The organism is Mycobacterium sp. ELW1 (assembly GCF_008329905.1).
In the GTDB taxonomy this organism is placed as follows: Bacteria; Actinomycetota; Actinomycetes; order Mycobacteriales; family Mycobacteriaceae; genus Mycobacterium.
Window position 1 is genome coordinate 2,325,993 of record NZ_CP032155.1, and the last position, 17,399, is coordinate 2,343,391.

Sequence of the window (17,399 nt, forward strand, 5' to 3'; positions counted from 1 at the left end):
TCGGCAGATGGCCGATGATCTCGACGCTGTCCTGACCCAGCTGGTGGTGCAGTCACCGGCCGACCTGCAGCGTCTGGTGGGGCTGATCCGCACCACCTGTGGCGACACGCTCTCGTTGACTCCGCTGCCCGCGCAGACGCCGGTCAGCGCGCCCGAGTCGGACGCCGAGAAGGTGGTGGCCGAGTTCGCCGAGCAGTTCAGCGTCGACGTGTCCTCGATTTCCGATCGTCAGCGGGAGGCGCTGACCGGTGCGCTGGGGGCAGCGAGCTTCGCCGCGGTCATCCAGATGTTCTTCGCCGACTTCCTGCCGCGGGTACGCAACGGGCTGGAGGTGCTCGGGTTGCCGGTCGGCTGGGTGCCCGAGGAGCCGGTGTGGGATCCGAGCATCGACGCCGGTGACGTGTTGTTCAATCAGCTGCTGCCCGGGGTGGCGCGGCTGCGGTCGCTGGACCCGGTGACCACCGAGGTGGTGCGGCTGCGCGGAGCGGTCGCGCACAACTGCCGTCTCTGCAAATCGCTGCGGGAGAGCAAGGCCCTGGACGCCGGTGGCAGCGAATCGATGTACGACGACATCGAGCACTTCGAGTCCTCCGAGCTGCTGACCGATGCCCACAAGGCGGCGCTGCGATACGCCGACGCACTGATCTGGTCACCGGCACGCATCAGTCCGGCGGTGGCTTCCGGTGTGCGCGAGCACTTCTCGCAGGAGCAGGCCCGCGAGCTGACCCTGGACGTGATGCGCAACGCCAGCAACAAGATCGCGGTGTCGCTGAAGGCCGACCAGGCTCGCGTCGAGGAGGGCACCGAGCGCTACCTCATCGACGAGGACGGTCAGACGGTCTTCGCCTGAGCGACCGCAGCCAGGGCGGCATCGACGTCGGCGTCGGTGGTCGCCCACGAACAGACGAACCGGGCGGCCGGCGCGTGCGGGTCGGGCACGTGCACGGCGAAGTGTTGGTGCACCGCGGCCAGCGCGTCGGCGGGCAGGTCGACGAACACTTCGTTGGCCTCGGTGGCCGACGCCAGGTGCAGGCCGAGTTCGGTCAAGCCTGAGCTGAGTTTCTTGGCCAAGGCGTTGGCGTGGGCCGCTGTCTCGAGCCAGACACCGTCGGTCAGCATGGCGTCGAATTGCGCTGCAACATAACGGTGTTTGCTCGCCAGGTGGCCGATCTGCTTCTGGGTGAACTCGATACCGGCGAAGTGTTCAGGGCGGCGCACCAGGATCGCGTCGCCGAACAGCATGCCGTTCTTGGTGCCGCCGACGGTGACGATGTCGGCGTCGCCGACGGCGTGCAGTGGCGAGACACCCAGGGCGGCAATGGCATTGGCAACGCGGGAGCCGTCTACATGGACCAGCAGATCGAGTTCGTGCGCGTGGTCGATGAAGGCCGCGATCACCTCGGGCTGCCAGACCCGGCCGTTCTCGGTGGACTGGGTGATGGTGACGATGCGCGGTTGGGAGTGGTGCACCTCGCCGCGGCGGGTGATGCGGCGGTCCAGCAGAGCCGGGTCGATGAGGCCGTCAACGCTGGGCAGCGCGACGAGGCTGGCGCCGGATACCCGCACGGGACCGCCGGCCTCGTCGAGCAGACTGTGCGCGACGTCGCTGCAGAGGATTTCGTGCCAGGGCCGCACGGCGGCGCTGAGCGCTATGATGTTCGCACCGGTGCCGGTGAAAGCGAAGAGGACATCGGCGCCGGGGGAGTCGAAGGCGTCCCGGATGCGGTCGGCCGCGCATTGAGTGGTGGGGTCATCGCCGTAGGACATGACGGCGCCGTCATTGGCGGCCTGGATCGCCTCGAGAGCTCGCGGGTGTGCGGGAGCGGCGTTGTCGGAAGCGAACGCGCTGGAGGGGATGGGCACAGTAACCATGGTGCACCGCGGCGTGAGTGAAACTGTTGCCGCCCGGTGCGGGTGCCGGGAGACTGATGCGATGTCTGATGCCGAACCCCACAAGACGGACACCACCGCGGGGCTCTCACCGCTGGCCGGCCAGCTGGAGAAGATTGTTGAGCTGCTCGGGGTGAAGTCGGTGCTGGTGATGCGCTCCGAAGCCGATTCGATGGTGGTGGCGGCCACCGCCGGTGAGGCCACCAAGCACTACACGGTGGGCGCGGCCGGCAAGAAAGCCCTCGACGACGCTGCCCGGGTGCCGCTCTACTGCGAGAAGGTGGTCGACGCTGACAGCCCGTTGTTCGTGCGGGATTCGCGCGAAGACGCGACGTTCGCCGGCAACGAGGACGAGACGGAGTTCGGCCTGCACAACTACCTGGGCCTGCCGGTGCACGACGCGTCGGGAAGCGTGGTGGGCACGGTCTGCGTGCTCGACGACTCCGCGCGTGAGTACACCGACGAGCAGCGCTCGCAGCTGTCGGCGTTCCGGGGTGATGTCGAAGCGGTATTGCGGGACGACGGCACCGCCCTGGGCTGAGTCCGACCTTCTGCCTTGGGGCGAGGCGGACATGCGACGATAGGGTCCGCACCAGGGGGCGGTAGCTCAGTTGGTTAGAGCCGTGGACTCATAATCCATTGGTCGCGGGTTCGAGCCCCGCCCGCCCTACTTCAGAGCTGTGTGACCTCGGTTGATTGTTGACGTTTTGTCTTCGGGTGATGGGCGACAGTGTTTCGGCTGATGCTTTACACCTACTTCGGTTGATCCTTGACACTCCCTAGATGAGGGAGTTGAGCGTGGCTGAGCAGCGGTATCAGGCTGTGTTGGCGGTGATCAGCGATGGGTTGTCGATTTCGCAGGTGGCATCGAAGGTTGGGGTGTCGCGCCAGACGTTGCATGCGTGGTTGGCCCGCTATGAGGCGCAGGGCTTGGAAGGGTTGATCGACCGGTCGCATCGGCCGGTGTCGTGTCCGCATCAGATGCCGGCGCAGGTGGAGGCGGTGGTGTTGGAGCTGCGCCGCTCGCGACCGTATTGGGGACCTCGTCGGTTGGTGTTCGAACTGTCCAAGCGTGGTGTGGTTCCGCTGCCCTCGGAGTCGGCGGTCTACCGCGCTTTGGTCCGGGCGCAGATGATCGATCCGCACCTGCGGGATCGGCGCTCGCGCAACTGGAAACGCTGGGAACGCGGCGCCCCGATGGAGCTATGGCAGATGGATGTCGTGGGCGGTTTCCCGCTGGCCGATGGCACCAGCGCTAAAGCGTTGACCGGGATCGATGATCATTCCCGGATGTGCGTGTGTGCCCACCTGATGAGTCGAGAACGCACCCGGGCTGTCTGCGACGGGTTACACGCCGCGCTGGCCACTTATGGTGCTCCCGAGCAGATCCTGACCGATAACGGCAAGGTGTTCACCGGCCGGTTCAACCATCCGCCGGTGGAGGTGCTTTTCGATGCGATCTGCCGCGAGCACGGCGTCGAGCACCTGCTGACCCAGCCGCGGTCCCCGACCACGACCGGCAAGATTGAGCGGTTCCACCGGAGTCTGCGTGTTGAATTCCTCAGCAACGCAGCACCATTCACTAATCTGAAGACGGCCCAAGAAGCACTCGATGAGTGGGTCGATGACTACAACACCACCCGGCCGCATCAGTCGTTGAAGATGGCCACCCCTGTTGAGCGCTTCACCGCCGGCACTACCACGACCCGCTCGATCACACCACGACAGCACAGCCCCGATCGCAGCAGCAGCGACTGGATCAGCCGAACGGTGACCACCAACGGGGTGGTCTGTGTGTCCTGGCAGCAGGTCAGTATCGGCCGCCACTACGCCGGATCACGCTGCGACGTCCACGTCGATGGCGAGCTGCTGCGGTTCTTCATCGGCGAGGATCTGGTCAAAACCGCCGCCCGCCGCAGCACCGGCGAGGTACGAAACAAGAAGGCCTGCCGCTCCAGCGGCCAGACCTAAAACACAACAAGAGTGTCAAGGATCAACCGAACTAGATCCGTCAAGAATCAACCGACTGTGAACAGCCCTACTTTGACCGTCGCCCAGACATAGTGATGTCCCGAGACACCGGGTCAACGGTGTCTCGGGACATCACGGGTCGATCAGTGCCCCCGGGTGACCGGCGGCGATCTCAGGCGCCGCGATGCGGCGCTAGAACCAGACTTTTCGTCCACCCACCGGGCGTCCGACTGCGCCGAGGATCCACAGCACGAGGCCGACCACGACGAGGATGCCACCGATGGTGTAGAGGATCGACAGGCCGGTGAAGTAGCCGATCAAAAGCAGGATGATGCCGAGGACAATCATGTTTCATCCGTTCATAGAGCGTGTGTAGCGGTGCGTACTGCGACTAGGGAATTGCCGGATCTGTCATTTTCAAACCGCCCTCACGAACCCAAACGTCACACACACCAAAAAGGATGCGTTGGGCAACCAGAGGCTGGTCGCCCAACGCATCCCGCGTCTGAACTGATTTACTCGGCGGCCTTCTGGCGTGCTTCGGCGGCCTGCTCTGCGGCGCGAGCAGCCTCAGCTTCGGCTTCCTTCTTCGCTACATCGCGGGCGGCCTCTGCCTTGTCCTGCTGAGCGCGGCCTTCTTCGCGTAGGTCGTCTTTGTCGGTGACGATGCCGACGACTTCCTTGGCCTTGCCCTTGACGTCTTCGACGATGCCTTTGACGGCCTCTTCGGGTCCGCTGTCGCCCATGGTCGTTCCTTCCGTTCAGGTCAGGTGTACAGCGCTATATACCCGCCGTCAGCGAAGGTTCAATCGTCAACTTCTGTGACGCCGCGCACCGCGGCAATCGTGAATCGACGGAACGTTCCGGCCGGCGTGGGACGTTCCTATGATCTGAACCGTCGATCGTCATCAGAAACGAGGCACCCCTAATGGTCCAAAATCTGCCCGACAAGGCTCTTGAGCTGCGTTCGCTGGTGACGTCTGACGGCAAACTCGAACTCTCGTTACAGGAGGTCGACGTTCCCACGCCCGGCGACAACCAGGTGCTGGTGCGGGTCGAGGCATCGCCGATCAACCCATCCGACCTGGGGCTGTTGATCGCGACCGCGGATATGAGCACCGCGACGGTGACGGGCACACCGGAACGTCCCGTTGTCACCGCTTCGGTACCGGAGCGTTCCCTTGCCGGCCTTGCCGCGCGTCTCGACAAGTCCCTTCCGGTGGGCAATGAGGGGGCCGGCACCGTGGTGGCCGCCGGGTCATCCGAAGCGGCCCAAGCCCTCATCGGCAAGACCGTCGGGGTTGCGGGCGGCGCGATGTATTCCCAATACCGCGTCGTCGACGCACCGATGTGTCTGGTTCTGCCTGACGGCGCCACGGCCCGCGACGGGGCATCGTCGTTCGTCAACCCGCTGACGGCGCTGGGAATGACGGAAACCATGCGGCGCGAAGGACATTCGGCGCTCGTGCACACCGCGGCCGCGTCGAATCTGGGGCAGATGCTGGTCAAGATCTGCCAGAAAGACGGCATCCCGCTGGTCAATATCGTCCGCAAGCCCGAACAGGAACAACTGCTCACCTCGCTCGGCGCGGAGTACGTCCTCAACTCGACGTCGCCGTCGTTCACCGCCGATCTGGTGGCGGCACTCAAGGAAACGTCGGCGACCCTGGCGTTCGACGCCACGGGCGGCGGGACCCTGGCGAGCGACATCCTCAACGCGATGGAGGTGGCGGCCAGCGCGAAAGCGGGCGAATACTCTCGCTACGGGTCGGACGTCCACAAGCAGGTCTATATCTACGGTGCACTCGACACCAGCCCGACGGTTCTGACGCGGAACTTCGGGATGTCGTGGGGGATCGGTGGCTGGTTGCTCACCCCATTCCTCGCCACGGCCGGCGCCGAGACCATCGGTCGGTTGCGCGCTCGGGTGGCCGCGGAGCTCACCACAACGTTCGCCAGCAACTACACCCGTGAGGTGTCGCTCGCCGGCATGCTCCAGCCCGACGCGTTCACCGAATACGTCAAGCGTGCAACAGGGGAGAAGTTCCTCGTCACCCCTCACTCCTGATGCGCTAACGAATAAGTCAAATAACCGCAGGCTGGCGGCCTGACTCGGTTAGGCTGCCCTCTGGCCCTCCACCGGGGTGTGGCCGGAGGGGAGTTCGCTGTGATGAACCCTGTACGCACGCGAGCAATCGTCCGAGTGACGGCCGCCGCCGTCGCGCTCGGACTGGTCGTCGCGGGCTGCGGTAAGGACGAGGAGAAATCGTCGTCGTCGACGACGAGCACGACGACATCCACGACGACGTCGACCACCACTGCTGCGGAGACGACCAGCGCTGAAGCCACGACGCCGGCGGGCACGCCGGACTACGCGACGCTGCTGGTGAAGCCGGCCGATATCCCGCAGGTGGGCAACACCCCGTGGGCGGGCGATGCGCCGAAGGTGACGCTGACGCCGGCACCGCCGGACGTCTCGCAAACCTTCACCTCCGGGACCGACGCCATCAACATCTCGGTGATCGTCAGTGACGACGCCTCGCAGGCCGCGACCGGCCTGACGGGCGCCGCCAACAGCGTTCCCAGTCAGGTGACCGGCTCCCCGGTGCCGCTGCCCGCGGTCACCCCGGATGCGACCGTCACGATCGGCACCTCGGTGGACGGCAAGTCGGCGATGGCAGCCCTGCTCTTCACGGTCGAGCGCACGGTCGTGGTGGCGATCTTCAGCAGCGCACCGGGTGACCTCAACCCGGTGCCGCAGGACTTCGTCGAGGCTGTGGGCAAGGCTCAGGTCGCGGCGATCCAGCAGAACCTGCCCAACCTGAAGTAACTCAGCACCAACCGCAAAAAGGTCAGGGGCGTTGCGCCCCTGGCCTTTTTGCGTTGCGCCGCGACAAGTGTCACCAGCGACGAGTTGCCGTTGGTCCGCGGCCGTGGTGACCAAAGGCCATAGCCGTCAGATGCGCGGCGCTGGTCAGATCTGAGTTGGTACTGAAGGGGGTCGTCATGCGCAAGGCGAACCGACCGCTCGCAAGCCCCATGATCGCGCTCGGCGGCGTGCTACTCATGGCGTTGACGCCGCTTACCTCAGTCGGTATCGCGTGGGCCGCAACAGCACTGATCATGGGCGGCACCGGCCACCCGCTCAGCATCCCCCAGGACACGACCCAGTACATCGCGAACTATGTGGACAAAGCAGACGGCGTCTACGTGGCGCCGTCGGGACTGTGCACCGGGGGAAGCGCCGGGTGTACCGAGGTGGCGGTCTACACCCCCGAGGAATTCCCCATCGCAACCAGCCTGCACGCCATGCCGTTCGACGCCTCTGTCGCAATCGGATTGGCCAATCTCGATGCATGCCTGCGCGGAAAGTCCTGCACTGTAACGGAACCGCCGTTCACCACGACAGGCCCACGCACCCTGGTCGACACTTCCTATGTGGTGTACGGGTATTCGCAGAGTGCGACGGTCACCGCCAAAGAGAAATACGATCTGATCGCCCACCCGCTATCCGGCGCCACAGTCCGATTCGTCGTCACATCCAATCCGAACCGGCCCAACGGCGGAATTCTCGAACGCTTCGTCGGCGCCCACTTACCGATTTTCGGTGTGACGTTCGACGGTGCGATGACTACCAATTCGCCGCAGCCCACGCCACTGACAACCGTTGACGTTGCACGCCAATACGATCCGGTATCGGACTTTCCGACGAACCCGCTCAACCTGGTGGCCGACCTCAACGTTGCGCTCGGCTTCCTCTACTTCCATCCCGAGACCGCATACTTCGCTGCCAATTCCCCTGAGCTCCAAGGCCAGTATCAGGACACCACCTACTATCTGATTCCCGCCAAGACGCTGCCGCTACTGATGCCGCTGGAACAGATCCCGGTCATCGGACCGCCTATCGCGGCGACGCTCGACCCGCCGTTACGGGTCCTGGTGGAAGCGGGCTACGACCGCACCGTCAATCCGGGCCGGCCGACGCCTGCGAAGTATCTCTACAGTCCCAATCTGATCAAGACGGCGATCGACTTCGTGAAGGCGATCCCGACCGGATGGGACAACGGCATCGCGATGATCACCGGCGACCCCGCGAACAGGCCGTTCCACACGGCGCCGCAGGGCACATACGGGGTCGGCGGCCCAGCCGTGTACGCCGGTGCGGTCGATCCCTACGGCCCGCCCACGCCGTACACGCCGACGCCGGTGCAACACACGGCTCCGGCGGCGACCGGCCACGCAGTCAGCGCCCGCGTCCGTCCTCACGCACCCAGAACCCGCCCGAGCGGGCGCGCCGAGCGGGCCGCGGCCGCTACACCCCGGCGGGCACCCGTTCCCGCGCGGCCGAGCTCCGCATCTCGGCACGCAAGGTGGTGAAGTCCGAAATCGTCTTGGACACCACGGTCGCCACCGGACGCGCGTTGCGGCTGGTGGCCTCGGTCTTGGACACCATGATCACGCTGTCGATGTAGGGCTGAATCGTGGTGGCGTTCTGCACCGTCGCCACGATGACGAGCTGGAAACCGAACTTGCGGAACGCCTGCAGCGCCTGCTGGGCGAACTGCGGGTCCGACTTCGAGAACGCCTCGTCGAGCATCAGCTGAGCGAAAACCGGCTTGTTGTCCGAACTCTCGGGGCTGGCCAGGTTGAAGCTCAACGCGCCGGCAAGGCAGAACGCCATGAGCTTCTCCTGCTCGCCGCCCGAGTTGTCGCCGGCGTTGCTGTGCGTGCGGATGAGCTCCTCGGTGCGGACATCCCACTCGGCGCAGTCGAAGGTGAACCGGTTGCGGACGTCCAGCGCGTCGCGGGTCCACGCCTTGTCCTCCGGCGCTGTCGACGCCAGCCGGTTGCGCAGCCGCAATATGTCGGCATATTGATCCAGGATCGCCTGCTTGTCACCCAGACCCACCTCGGCGATGCGCCGCGAGATCGCCCGAACGATCTCGGTCAGCTCGGCCACCGCGGTCAGGCTGCGCGGCGTGGCCCGCAGCGTCAGCCGGGTGCCGCTGTTGAACTCGACCGCGCCCAGACCGGTGTTGACCCGATCGATCTGGTCGCTGATCCGCCGCGCCTCCTGCTCGGCTACCCGGTGCAGCGTGAGGATCGCATCAGGCGCCTGCTCGGTGACCAGACGCATCATCCTCTCGTAGGCCTCGGGCAGTTCGCGCTCGTCGATGTGCCGGCACAGTGCCACGTAGTCGTGCACCCGCTCGTCGAACACGTCACTGTCGTTGGGAATCGCATCGGGGAACGCGGTGTCGAAGGTGTTCAGGATGCGAGCCAGCTCATCGTATGAGCGCCTGCGGCTTTCGCGCAGTTGCTCGCGTTCGCGGCGAATCGTGTTGAACACCGCCTCGCGGTGCGGCTCGGGATTGAGCACCTCCAACGCCACCGGCACGATCGCGGCGTAGCGGTTCAGCAGCTCGGTCAGCGGTTCGGAGACGAACGCGGGCGCCAGCCGGTCCTGCAGTTCGAGCAGCTGGGTACGCCTTGCGTCCAGGTCGTCGCGGCGGGTCTGGATGGCCCCACGCCGCGTCATCAGCGTCTGGATCTCCTCCCAGCACTCGTCTGCGCGTGCGGTCAGTGCCTCGATGTCCGGGTTGTCGGCCAGCAGCAGCTCGAACTGTTCGCGCAGCCGGTCGGCGTGCCCGTCGGCGGTGTCGCTGTCGATCTGATTCCACTGGGGGAATTGTTCGCAGATCGCCTTGCACGCGGCGGCCCGATCCCGCCACTGCTGACGCTGCGCGGCGATCTCGTCGGCCTTCCGGCGCGCCTGCTGGTACAGCTCTTCGGCGTTGGCGAGGTCGACGGTCAGCGCGTCGATTTTCGCCCGAACGTCACCCTGGTAGATGTAGTCGGCCTGTTTGAGCGGACGACGGTCATCCTTGATGGCGAGCCGCTCGGAGTCCTTGTACAGGCCTGTATCGGTGACCGCGCGGCGGAACCGGGAGAACACGTCCGGGGTGTCCACGCAGATATGGTCACCCGCGGCAGCGATGACGTCGGCGGCTTCGGCCGCGCACGGATGTGTCGGATCGACGACGAACAGCTTGCCGGCCAACGTGTTCGGCTCGGCGTCGACCGGTTCCGCGCCGACCAGCGAGGCACGGACGTGGTGCAGCTGCAGCCGTCCGCCCATATTGGTCTCGTTGACGAATCGCAGCACCGCCGAATACCGGTCATCGGGCACCAGCAGACGCAGGCCCACACCCCGCAGCACCTTCTCCACGGCCACCCGCCACCGGTTCTGGTCGGGCCGCAGGTCCATCAACTCGGCGATGTAGGGCAGCTCACCGGGGTCGACACCGACCGCTGCACAGATGTGTTCGCGCATGGTGATCGCGAACTCGGGCAGCGCAGACCCGACGTGCTCGACGCGCTTGAGCTCCTTGGCGGCGTCATCGCGGGCGATGCGTGCGGATTTCTGCGCGTATTCGGCGTCGGTGGACGCCTCGCGGCCGCGGTCCAGTTTGGCCAGCAGTTCGGTGACCTCGGTGGCGAGTTCCTCACGCAGATTCCAGAATTCGTCGGCGTCATCGGGGACGTCGATGTCCTGCGCGGCCAACATCGCCTCGTAGGCAGCGCGGCGTCGCGACACCTGCTCGGCCTGCGCCTCGGCGCCGGCCACCTGGGACTGCAACGGCCCCAGGCTGGCACTGGATCCGCTGATCTGCGCGTTGAGCGAGTCGCCCTCGGCCTTGGCCAGATTCAGCTGCCGGGTGACGTCCTCGTACTCGTTGCCGAGCTGGTCGATGGTGGCGTCCAGCGACTGGATCTGTGGCCCGCTCTGTGTGAGCCGGACATGGTCGGTGTAGGCGCGCACCATCGGCTGGTCCACCAGATCGATGATGCCCAGGTCGGACGACTCCGAGGCGTAGCGCTGCTGGATCTTCTCGATATCGCCGAGGATCTTGCGTTTCTTCTGGGCGACGGCCAGCAGTTCGCGGGCCTCCACCAGCGGGTCGATCTGCTTGAGCGCCTCGGGCAGCCGGGTCAGGCTGCTCGGCTCGTCGAGCATGAATTCACGCACGAACTGTTCAAGCCCACCAACGCTTTTCAGCGACTTTGCCTTGCCGAGCAGCTGCTGAGCGGCATCGGAGGCGCGGATGCCGATGGTGGCGTACAGCTGGGCGAGGTACTGCGATTCCACCTTGGTGGAGAACCGCCACTCGTCGTCCTTGAACACCCCGGAGTCGAAACGTCCTGCCGCCCAGCGGTTGCAGACGTCCTCGATATCGCGGTCGCCGTCGGCCAGTACGAACCGGCTCGACGAGTCCGACCGCGACTCGCCGGTCAGCCATTTCAGCACCAGACCCGTGACCGTGCGCCCAGTGTTGCTGCGGTAGCTGACTGCGATGGCCGACCACGCGGTGCCGTCCCCACGCAGGTACATCACCTTGCTGGCCCCGCCGTCGCTGCGCTGACCCCACGCGCCGCGCACATACTTGTCGACGGTGCGCCTGCCCGCGCTGGATCCCGCCGCGGTGTTGTCGCCGGAGGCATTGAAGTTGCGCCGGTTGAACGGCAGGAAGCCCAGTGAAATCGCATCCAGCAGTGAGGATTTGCCACTTCCGGACGCTCCGGCGATGAGCGCGCCGCCTTCGCTGAACGGGATGTCGTGGTAGCCGTCGAACACACCCCAGTTGATGACCTGCAGCCGCGACAGGTGGAACTGTTCAGCCATCGAGCGCGGTCTCCTGTTCGTCGCGGTCCGGGGATGCGCCGCCGGACAGCAGCATCTCGAACTGCTGTTGCAGTTCGGCGATCACCGATGCGGTCATCACGGCGTTGATCACCGGGCTGACGGTGTAGCTGTCTTCGTCGTCGCGGGTCTTGCGCAGGATTTCCAGTCCGGCGAGTCGCGCGATGGCCGCGTCGATGCGGGCGGTGAAGGTCACGGTGTCGCGGTCGACGTCGTTGAGGACACCGGAGAACAGCCCGTGCACCTCCTCGCGGCTGATCAACACGGCTTGGCCGCCGGCGGCGCGGGACATCTGCGCGAGGTGCAGTGCCAGGATCGAGTCGTAGGTGCCCAGCGGCTCGCGGCGCAAAAGCTTGGCACCCCTTGCGGATTCGTAACGAGCCTGTTCGACGAACGCGACGTCAGCACCATCGACCACGCGCAGCATTAGGTCGAGTTCGGAGAGCCGAACCGACAGTTGCGCACGGTATTCCAGCACCCAGCTGTACAGATCGGCATCGCCCTCGGCGCTGATGTACCGGCGGGTCAGCAGCTGCTGCAGCGCCCAGCAGGCCCGGTCGGGCAGCTCGCTCACGTCGCCGTCGAAGCGGGGCCGCCGCTGATGCGGGGTGCGTGCGGTCTGGTCGACCTGGGGCAGTGAGCTGAAATCGATGTCAGCCTCGGTGCTCATGCGCTGGCTCCCAACAAGCTGGAGATCGGTTCGGTGAAGACCAAGTGTGGGACCTCCATCTCGCGGTCCCGTCCGTCCAGCGACTGGAACCGCACGGTGACCGGCTTGGCATCCTTCGAGGTGTCCGGTTGTTTGAGCGCCCACGACCACAGCACGATGACATGGCCCAGATATGCCGCGTCAAGCATCTCCACAGCGGCGGGCAATGACACCGGACCGGCGTCCAGGGCGCTGTTGATCATCTCCGACATGGCCGGCGCGTCGACCTGGGTGGTCAGCGCGGCGAAGCTGGTCAGGTCCAGCTCGCCCTCAGACGCCTGAGCGGGCCTTGGCGATGACAGGTCACCGATCCGGAAGCTCAGTGCGCCAACCGAACTGATGGCGTGCCGGGCCAGGGGGAGTTCGATGTCGAGGCGCGAATCGGTGAGCGAGCTCTTGAGCAGGGCGCGCGCGGCGCCGATCGCGTCGCTGAGTTGACGGGCCACACCGCGGCTCTGCTCCAAGGTCCCGAACGCGGTGAACCGCTTGACCCGCTGGGCGCAACGCTGCTGGATGCGCTCGACCTCGTCGATCTGCTGCCCGACGAGCTCGAAGAATCCGGCCATCACCTTGCGCAACGCCGGGTCGAGGGCGGGCAGGGCGTGCGCGACGGCGGCGACGTCGGCCTCGAACTCCGCACGCTGGTCCGGGTCGTTGATCATCCGCAGGAATGCGCGGTGCGAATCGCGGCCCTGGGAGTCCCAGGCGGCCTGGTAGTCGGCGTACATCTGGCGCTGGCGGTCGCGGTAGGCCAGGTTGCTGTCGATCGGCTCGTCGAGAGCCGCGGTGGCCCGCTCGATCATCGTGCCGTACTGGCCGATGTCGGTGATCAACCGTTCCATCTGTAGGGCGATGGCGTGAGCTTCGTCGTACATGTCGGTCATGTCGACGTCGTTGGACCGGTCCAGCTCTTCACCGCGCTCCAGTGCGTCGAGTTCGGCCTGCAGAGCCTCGATCTCGGCCTGGATGCCGGCGCGGATCCGGATCGGGTCGTTGCCGACGCGCAGGGCGATCTGCTTGAGGCGTGCGGCGATGCCGTTGATCGAGCCGCCGGTGGCGATGGTGTCCTGGCGGCGCAGCCCGCGCAGGAAGTCCAGCGCCCGGCGCGCGTCCTGGGTGAGGTAGCAGAGGTTGCGCTCGATGCCGCTGCGCTGATCGGCCACCCGGTGTAGCCAGCCCTGGCTCGCCCAGCTCTTGATCAGGCCGAGGCCGGACTGTTCACCGCCGGGCCGGCCCAACTCGTCGAGATCGCGCTCGAGCCGCACGACCAGTTCGGTCTCGCTGATCTCGCCCTCGCTGAGGTGGCGCTCCATCAGGGTTGCGTATCCACCCAGGTTGATCGTGGCCAGCAGCCGGATCGTGGGGGAGCTCTGGATCTCGCGGTTGATCTCGAGGAGGTCGGCGGCCGACATGCCGGTGTCGTCCTCCACGCTGTTCCCCCTCGATGTAGTTGGTCGGACGCTCCAAGATAGGCCACCGCGGGGGCATCTCAAGACCGCGCGCGGGGGTGTCGGGACAGCGTTCCAAAAGCTGTGTCACAGGCGTCCCATGAGGTAAAAATCATCTCTTTGGTCACAGCAGCGCCCATCCCGGTCAGTGCGCCTGCTCGGGCATGGAGGCGCTGACTCGGGCGGGGTTTCGTTTGCTGTGATGTGTGAATCGGCCGGGCACGGCGCGTGTCAAAAACGCCGTAATCGCCACTCCCACCGGTCATTCGAGTTTCAAACCTCTAAATGCGGTCGATATTATTACACGATTTGCCGCGTAATATCCATGTGAGAGTTGACACATTTTGGGGTGGGGCCTAGGGTTGGCACTAATCAGGTTTTGAGGATCGAATTAGATCAGCTGCTGCTCGGAAATTGCACAGCTCGAAAAGGATCTCCAATGACGGCCCAAAGGCCTTCGAATAAGTTCGGGCATTTTGCATCAACGCCCGCCCCACGCCAGTGGTGGTCGCAGCTCTAGTTCTGCTGCCTCTCTCGGCGTCCGGTTGTGAGTGCGCCAACCGAATCTACACCGTGACATCGGTGTTCAGTTCAGTCACGCCCTGCCTCGGTACAAATCCCGGGCGCGTGATCGGAAACTATTTCCACAGTAATTTGGGCCACCGCGGGGTTGGCCTATTCAGGCTTTGCGTTTGAATGCGGTTTCAACGCGCGAAGAATATCCAATGGTGGTGTTTCTTCCCGGGGGGAGTGCGCCTGCAAAGAATTAGGAACTGGGAATTCCTGATCCACAGCCCGTCAATTTACCTGGCCTGAAATATGGCCCAAAAATCAGTAACGAATGAGGAGCAAGACCAATGAGAAAATACATCTATCCTTGTGCAACGGGAATTGCGATCGCCGGTACGGGCGTGGCTTTGGCCTTCGGAGCCGGTGCCGCGCAGGCCGCGCCTGCGCTCGCCCCACCTCTGTCACCGACTGTGAGCGCTGAGTCGGCGACTGGCCTCCAGTGCATGATGGTGGGATCCGGATGTTCGGCAACCAGTGCTCTGCAGGTCAACGCCTCGGCACTCACCCTGAACGCGCCCACCCCGAATATGCTTGCCGCCGCGATGTTCAGCCCCGGTGGGGTGAATCAACCGCTGTACGGCCTTATCGGAATTGCCGGGCAGATCCCGATTGTGAACATCTTCATCGCTAACGGCACGAATGGCGCCGCGGGCACCAGCGTCAACGGCGGGCGTGCCGGATTGTTGATCGGCTATGGCGGTATCGGCGGTTCCGGCTCGACCGGACTGGCCGGCGGTAATGGCGGAGCCGGCGGGCTGTTCTTCGGCAACGGCGGCGGCGGAGGCGCCGGCGGAACCAGTGCCGCAGGCGGCAATGGCGGAAACGCCGGGTCCTTGGCACTGTTCGGACACGGCGGCAGCGGCGGCACAGGCGGCAACGGCACCGCGGGCACGGCCGGCACGGCAGGTGGCGGCACCGCCGCGAACGGCGTGACCGGTACGACAGGTACGACTATCGGCTCGACGGGCGCGGACGGCGTAAATCCGACCCCGAGTGGCCCCGCAGGCCAACCAGGTGTGGCCGGCGGAACCAACCCGGTCCTCGGCGGTAACGGCACAGCCGGCACCGACGGCAACGGTGGTGGCGAAGGTGGCGCCGGCGGCGCTGCGGACGGAGCGGCACCCGTGACACAAGGTGGCCTGGGTGCCAGTGGTGGCAACGGCACCGCAGGTGCAAACGGCGGCGCCGGTGGCGCCGGCGGTGAGTCGACCAACACCGCTGCTGGCGGAGTGGCGTTGGGCGGTAATGGTGCCAATGGCGGCAACGGCGGAACCGGTAACACCAACGGTGGTGCCGGCGGTGCCGGTGGCGCCGCGACCAGCACCACGGGGGTCGGAACTGGTGGCACGGGTGGCAACGGCGGCAACGGGGGAACCGGTGCGGCAGGTCAGGCCGGCGGAACCGGAAGTGCCGGCGGAGCCGGCACCAACGGCGCCAACGGCACCAACGCCGGAACCAACGGCACTGCGGGCGGACCCGCAGGCGCCGGCGGTAACGGTGGCACAGGTGGCCTCTTCGGTTCGGGCGGTGCGGCCGGTAACGGTGGCACCGGCGGGACCGGCGGCGTAGGCGGCGCAGGCCAGGCCGGCGGTAACGGTGGCACCGGCGGAACCGGTGCTGCAGGCGGGACCGGCGGAGCCGGTGACGCTGGTGGTAACGGTGGCGTCGGCGGTGCCGGCGGTGCCGGGACAGGCGCTGGCGGAACCGGTGTCGGTGGTGTTGGTGGAACCGGCGGCTCGGGCGCTACAGGCGGTCCGGGCGGTGCGGGTGGTACCGGTGGCGCTGGCGGAACCGGCGGAACCGGTGGAACCGGTGCTGCTGGCGGAACCGGCGGAACCGGTGGAACCGGCGCTACAGCCGGAACCCCGGGACGCGGCGGTATCTTCGGCCGCCCAGGCCGTACCGGCACAACGGGTAGCACTGGCGCGACCGGCACCACCGGCGCGACCGGGGCGACCGGATCCAATGGTGCGACCGGGAACACCGGCGCAACCGGCGCTTCCGGCGCCAGTGGGGCCAACGGCACCAACGGTGCCAACGGCGCCAAGGGTGCTTCGTCATAACCGGCACGGCATGGCCCCGATAAGAGGCCATTACTGATCGGACACTCGGGGTGTCGGCTAACGCCGGCGCCCCGAGTGCGTTGTCAGGCAGCGAAGGAGGTGGGCTCACATGGTGTTTCGACATGGTGTGGCGCCGATCAGCGGCAGGCATCCGCAGAGCGCGGGGACGCTTCCCACGCAGGACGTCGGCCGGCTGCTATTGCACTGTGCTGATCGGCCCGGACTGGTGGCAGCCGTCAGCACGTTCCTTGCGCGCACGGGGGCCAACATCATCTCGCTGGATCAGCATGCGACAGCCCAGGCTGGCGGAATGTTTATGCAGCGCACAATCTTTCATCTACCTGGATTGTCCACGGCGCGCGACGCTGTGGAACGCGACTTCGCCGACCGGGTGGCCTCGCGGTTCAGCATGGACTTCACCCTCACCGAAGCCGCCCGACCCAAGCGGGTGGCGATCATGACGTCGACGGCGGACCACTGTCTACTGGACCTGCTGTGGCGCAACCGCCGCGGCGAGCTGGACATGTCGATTGTCATGGTGATCTCCAACCATCCGAACCTGGCCGATCAGGTCCGCGCATTCGGTGTCCCGTTCGTACACGTGCCGGCAACCAGAGAGATCCGCGCGCAGGCCGAAGCACGTCAACTCGAGATGTTGCGCGACAACATCGATCTCGTGGTGCTGGCGCGCTACATGCAGATCCTTTCGCCTTCCTTCCTGGCTCAGGTCGGCTGCCCGTTGATCAACATCCACCACTCGTTCCTGCCCGCATTCGTCGGCGCCGCGCCCTATCGCCGGGCGAAGGAACGCGGTGTGAAACTCGTGGGGGCCACAGCGCACTACGTGACCGAGTCACTCGACGAGGGGCCCATCATCGAACAGGACGTCGTGCGAGTGGACCACCGTCACGATGTCGGCGATCTGACCCGGCTCGGCGCGGACGTCGAGCGGGCCGTGCTCTCCCGTGCGGTGTTGTGGCACTGCCAGGACCGCATCATCCGAAACGGCAATCAGACAATCGTTTTCTGAAAGCACCGCGGCGATT

14 protein-coding genes and 1 tRNA gene are annotated in these 17,399 nt (G+C 65.8%); 9 read left to right on the forward strand and 6 right to left on the reverse strand.

What is annotated here, in order from left to right:
• Nucleotides 1-7: 7 nt before the first annotated feature.
• Nucleotides 8-850, forward strand: coding sequence for a carboxymuconolactone decarboxylase family protein (locus D3H54_RS10795; protein WP_149379027.1), 843 nt, complete (start codon nucleotides 8-10; stop codon nucleotides 848-850).
• Here the strand turns inward: D3H54_RS10795 and D3H54_RS10800 are convergent.
• A complete protein-coding gene (locus tag D3H54_RS10800) occupies nucleotides 832-1,872 on the reverse strand; it encodes a threonine aldolase family protein (RefSeq protein ID WP_149379028.1) in 1,041 nt (346 codons plus the stop codon). The two genes, D3H54_RS10795 and D3H54_RS10800, sit on opposite strands and share 19 nt — an antisense overlap.
• A 61-nt stretch (nucleotides 1,873-1,933) precedes the next feature.
• Here D3H54_RS10800 and D3H54_RS10805 point away from each other — a divergent pair, with 61 nt between their 5' ends.
• The 3 genes from D3H54_RS10805 (at nucleotide 1,934) to D3H54_RS10815 (ending at nucleotide 3,861) form a co-directional block, all read left to right on the forward strand.
• Nucleotides 1,934-2,431 carry a GAF domain-containing protein gene (locus tag D3H54_RS10805; RefSeq protein WP_149379029.1) on the forward strand — a complete coding sequence of 166 codons (498 nt, stop codon included), beginning with the start codon at nucleotides 1,934-1,936 and terminating at the stop codon, nucleotides 2,429-2,431.
• 55 nt (nucleotides 2,432-2,486) lie between these two features.
• Nucleotides 2,487-2,560, forward strand: a tRNA-Ile gene (locus D3H54_RS10810).
• 113 nt (nucleotides 2,561-2,673) lie between these two features.
• Nucleotides 2,674-3,861 (forward strand): IS481 family transposase, encoded by a 1,188-nt coding sequence (locus tag D3H54_RS10815; protein WP_149379030.1) that lies wholly within the window; start codon nucleotides 2,674-2,676, stop codon nucleotides 3,859-3,861.
• Between the two features lie 192 nt (nucleotides 3,862-4,053).
• Here the strand turns inward: D3H54_RS10815 and D3H54_RS10820 are convergent, their stop codons facing one another.
• Entirely contained in the window at nucleotides 4,054-4,209 is a 156-nt protein-coding gene (locus D3H54_RS10820) for a hypothetical protein (protein ID WP_096311763.1), read from the reverse strand.
• Between the two features lie 167 nt (nucleotides 4,210-4,376).
• Nucleotides 4,377-4,607 carry a microaggregate-binding protein 1 gene (mbp1, locus tag D3H54_RS10825; protein ID WP_149379031.1) on the reverse strand — a complete coding sequence of 77 codons (231 nt, stop codon included), beginning with the start codon at nucleotides 4,605-4,607 and terminating at the stop codon, nucleotides 4,377-4,379.
• A 182-nt stretch (nucleotides 4,608-4,789) separates the two neighbouring features.
• On the opposite strand from mbp1, the gene D3H54_RS10830 reads away from it, so the two are divergent.
• The 3 genes from D3H54_RS10830 to D3H54_RS10840 all read left to right on the forward strand — a co-directional run bounded on the left by D3H54_RS10830 (nucleotide 4,790) and on the right by D3H54_RS10840 (nucleotide 8,238).
• Complete coding sequence (locus D3H54_RS10830) at nucleotides 4,790-5,929, forward strand: zinc-binding dehydrogenase (protein ID WP_149379032.1); 1,140 nt, start codon at nucleotides 4,790-4,792, stop codon at nucleotides 5,927-5,929.
• A 135-nt stretch (nucleotides 5,930-6,064) separates the two neighbouring features.
• Nucleotides 6,065-6,691, forward strand: coding sequence for a cupin domain-containing protein (locus D3H54_RS10835; protein ID WP_149379033.1), 627 nt, complete (start codon nucleotides 6,065-6,067; stop codon nucleotides 6,689-6,691).
• Between the two features lie 176 nt (nucleotides 6,692-6,867).
• Nucleotides 6,868-8,238: a PE-PPE domain-containing protein gene (locus D3H54_RS10840; RefSeq protein WP_149379034.1), complete on the forward strand. Its 1,371-nt coding sequence runs from the start codon at nucleotides 6,868-6,870 to the stop codon at nucleotides 8,236-8,238.
• Here the strand turns inward: D3H54_RS10840 and D3H54_RS10845 are convergent.
• Genes D3H54_RS10845 through D3H54_RS10855 form a run of 3 tightly spaced genes read right to left on the reverse strand, consistent with a single transcriptional unit; the run spans nucleotide 8,174 to nucleotide 13,684 of the window.
• Nucleotides 8,174-11,545, reverse strand: a complete 3,372-nt coding sequence (locus D3H54_RS10845; protein ID WP_149379035.1) for an ATP-binding protein — start codon at nucleotides 11,543-11,545, stop codon at nucleotides 8,174-8,176. The two genes, D3H54_RS10840 and D3H54_RS10845, sit on opposite strands and share 65 nt — an antisense overlap.
• Nucleotides 11,538-12,233: a DUF4194 domain-containing protein gene (locus tag D3H54_RS10850; RefSeq protein ID WP_149379036.1), complete on the reverse strand. Its 696-nt coding sequence runs from the start codon at nucleotides 12,231-12,233 to the stop codon at nucleotides 11,538-11,540. The genes D3H54_RS10845 and D3H54_RS10850 overlap by 8 nt, the downstream gene beginning before the upstream one ends.
• Nucleotides 12,230-13,684 carry a DUF3375 domain-containing protein gene (locus tag D3H54_RS10855; protein ID WP_149383465.1) on the reverse strand — a complete coding sequence of 485 codons (1,455 nt, stop codon included), beginning with the start codon at nucleotides 13,682-13,684 and terminating at the stop codon, nucleotides 12,230-12,232. The genes D3H54_RS10850 and D3H54_RS10855 overlap by 4 nt, the downstream gene beginning before the upstream one ends.
• 1,049 nt (nucleotides 13,685-14,733) lie before the next feature.
• Between D3H54_RS10855 and D3H54_RS10860 the strand changes: the two genes are divergently transcribed.
• Together D3H54_RS10860 and purU are read left to right on the forward strand one after the other, a co-directional pair.
• Nucleotides 14,734-16,353: a PGRS repeat-containing protein gene (locus D3H54_RS10860; RefSeq protein WP_149379037.1), complete on the forward strand. Its 1,620-nt coding sequence runs from the start codon at nucleotides 14,734-14,736 to the stop codon at nucleotides 16,351-16,353.
• 109 nt (nucleotides 16,354-16,462) lie between these two features.
• Nucleotides 16,463-17,383, forward strand: a complete 921-nt coding sequence (gene purU, locus D3H54_RS10865) for a formyltetrahydrofolate deformylase (protein WP_149379038.1) — start codon at nucleotides 16,463-16,465, stop codon at nucleotides 17,381-17,383.
• Nucleotides 17,384-17,399 lie beyond the last annotated feature (16 nt).